Genomic DNA, 3035 nt, shown 5'->3' on the forward strand with positions numbered 1-3035 from the left:
GCGACGGGCAGGGCGTTCAACACGTCGCCGGCCCGGGTCCGGGCGCGCACAGGGCGGTCCCGCAGGGTCTCCAGATAGCGCACGGACCAGTCGGCGATGCGCCGTGACCACAGGCCAAACTCTTCGATTTTCATCATCATCCCCAGTGCCGGATGCGGTTTTTTACATCGGGCGTGCATCTAAACCCATTGTCACACGCATCCGGGAGGTGTCACCGCTATGATGCGGCCATGAATTGATACGGGATCAAGGAGACTGCCATGCGTTTCAACCGCTTCACCTTTCTCGCCAGCACCGCCTTCGCCGCGCTGAGCCTCACCGCGCCCGGCCTGGCCCAGGACAGCGAAATCCGTGACCTGGCCGGCTTCACCGCGATTGACGCCAATGGCGGCTTCGAGATCCAGATCGTGCAGGGCGACAGCTTCTCGGTCGAACTGGTCGGTGATGCCGATGATTTTGCCGATATTGAAACCGAGATCGATCGCGGCACGCTCGAGATCGATCAGGACACGGGCTGGTTCACCCGTCGCGACAGCCTGGACGTTGTCGTCCAGGTGACGATGCCGGCGATTGAGGAATTGGAGTTCGGTCGCGGCATTAGCGCGGCGGTCTCGGGCATTGATTCGGGCAGGCTTGAAGTGGACACATCCACCGGCACATCGGTGCGCTTGTCAGGCACGTGCGGCTCGCTGGAAATCGATGCGTCGACGGGTACATCGCTCAATGCCCGCAATCTGGTCTGCGCCCGGGTGGAGGTTGATGCCTCGACCGGCGCCTCGGTGTCGGCGCATGCCACGGAGGCCTCGGATGCCTCGGCCAGCATGGGCGCATCGGTCCGAATTCACGGCAATCCACCGTCTCGCCATGCGAGCAGTTCGATGGGCGGATCCATCAGCCATTCGGCCGGCGGTTGATGTCATAAGCGGCGCGGTCTGCAACAGGCCGCGCGCCATGCTTGCAACAGGCAGATTAAGCCTGTATACGGCGCGGCTCGAACGGTTGGTGAAAGCTGGCCCGACCACTGATTCATAGCGCTGGAGAGGCTCAATGGCCGTCCCTAAAAGAAAAACGACGCCGAGCAAACGCGGCATGCGCCGGGCCCACGACAAGCTGGCTGCCCCGGCCTACATCGAAGACAAGGACAGCGGCGAGCTGCGTCGTCCGCATCATGTCGACCTGAAGTCGGGCATGTATCGCGGTCGCCAGATCCTCGAGCCGAAAGACGACTGAGTCGTTTCCGGCTGACCGGGTCACCCGGTCGATCACGCTGAAAAGAAAACGCGCCAGGTCATCGCCTGGCGCGTTTTTCTTTGTCTGGTCGCGAGCTCAAGCGGTTAAATCGGGCGATTTCTTCGACGGCTTGCAAGCTTGTTCAACATCCCCACACTGGCTGAAAAGCTGACCACAGGGGACATCATGACCAGCGATATCGAAATCGCCCGCGCGGCGAGCCTGAAGCCCATGGCTGAAATTGCCGCGTCGCTTGGCATTCCCGAGGCGGCAATCATCCCTTTCGGTCGCTCCAAGGCCAAGCTCGCAGGCGACTATATCGCCACCCTGCAGGAGCGCCCGCGCGGCAAGCTGGTGCTTGTGACGGCGATCAGTCCGACCCCGGCCGGTGAGGGCAAGACGACGACCACGGTCGGTCTGGGCGATGGCCTGTCCCGGATCGGCAAGAAGGTCGCAATCTGTCTGCGCGAGCCGTCACTGGGTCCGTGTTTCGGCATGAAGGGCGGGGCAGCCGGAGGCGGCAAGGCCCAGGTCGTGCCGATGGAGGATATCAATCTCCACTTCACCGGTGATTTCCACGCCATCACCTCGGCCCATAATCTGCTCGCCGCCCTGATCGACAATCATGTTCACTGGGGCAATGAACAGCAGATCGATACACGCCGCATCGCTTTGAGCCGGGTCATCGACATGAATGACCGCTCCCTGCGCCACCTGGTCACCGGGCTGGGCGGTCCGGCCCATGGCACGCCGCGCGAGGGTGGTTTCGACATCACGGTGGCCTCGGAAGTCATGGCCATTCTCTGCCTGGCCCGCGACCTGGCGGACCTGGAAGACCGGCTGGGTAATATCGTGATCGGCGAACGGGCCGACCGCAGCCGGGTCACGGCGCGCGATGTCGGTGCCGCCGGTGCGATGACGGTTCTGCTGAAGGACGCCTTCCAGCCCAATCTCGTCCAGACCCTGGAACACACGCCGACTTTCATCCATGGCGGTCCCTTCGCCAATATCGCCCATGGCTGCAATACGCTGGTCGCCACCGACACGGCGCTGCGCCTGGCCGACTATGTCGTCACCGAGGCCGGTTTCGGGGCTGATCTGGGTGCGGAGAAATTCTTCGACATCAAATGTCGCAAGGGTGGCCTCGAACCGTCCGCTGCTGTCCTGGTCGCGACAATCCGGGCGCTGAAGATGAATGGCGGTGTCGCCAAGGACCAGCTGGGCGGAGAGAATGTCGCCGCCGTCGAGGCGGGCTGCGCCAATCTCGGTCGTCATATCGAGAACCTGGGCAAGTTCGGTGTACCGGTGGTGGTTGCGATCAATCACTTCACCGCGGACAGCGAGGCTGAAGTCGCAGCGATTCAGGCCTATTGCGATGCACGCGGCGTGAAGGCGGTCCTGGCGACTCATTGGGCCGAGGGCGGGCAGGGCACGGAAAAGCTGGCCGAAGCCGTCAGCGAGCTTGTGGAGGGCAGAACGAGCCGGTTCGCGCCCCTCTATGGCGATGATCTCACCCTGGTCGACAAGATCGAGACGATTGCCCGCACGATCTATCGCGCCGGTTCGGTGACCTTTGACCGTGCGGCGCGCCTCCAGCTGGAGCGCTGGCAGGAGGCCGGATTCGGACATTTGCCGGTCTGCATGGCCAAGACGCAATACTCCTTCTCGGCCGACCCGGCCCTGACCGGCGCGCCGGAAGGCCATGAGCTTCCGGTGCGTGAAGTCCGCCTGTCGGCAGGCGCCGGATTTGTGGTCGCGGTCTGCGGATCGATCATGACCATGCCCGGCCTGCCGCGTAAGCCGGC

General features: G+C 63.4%; 3 protein-coding genes. All 3 read left to right on the forward strand.

Features of this window, described 5'->3' with window-relative positions; translation table 11 throughout:
- Positions 1-260 precede the first annotated feature (260 nt).
- Positions 261-914, forward strand: a complete 654-nt coding sequence (locus tag QZ266_RS09795) for a head GIN domain-containing protein (protein ID WP_295694582.1) — start codon at positions 261-263, stop codon at positions 912-914.
- A 133-nt stretch (positions 915-1047) separates the two neighbouring features.
- A complete protein-coding gene (rpmF, locus tag QZ266_RS09800) occupies positions 1048-1230 on the forward strand; it encodes a 50S ribosomal protein L32 (protein WP_295694585.1) in 183 nt (60 codons plus the stop codon).
- 186 nt (positions 1231-1416) lie between these two features.
- A partial coding sequence (locus QZ266_RS09805) for a formate--tetrahydrofolate ligase (protein WP_295694588.1) occupies positions 1417-3035 on the forward strand: 1619 nt, incomplete at its 3' end.

The sequence above is a fragment of the uncultured Maricaulis sp. genome, assembly GCF_905480005.1.
Lineage (GTDB): Bacteria > Pseudomonadota > Alphaproteobacteria > Caulobacterales > Maricaulaceae > Maricaulis.

Coding starts and splice junctions, on each gene's coding strand:
- QZ266_RS09795 (WP_295694582.1), top strand. CDS start 261: ATGCGTTTCAACCGCTTCACCTTTCTCGCCAGCACCGCCTTCGCCGCG.
- rpmF (WP_295694585.1), top strand. CDS start 1,048: ATGGCCGTCCCTAAAAGAAAAACGACGCCGAGCAAACGCGGCATGCGC.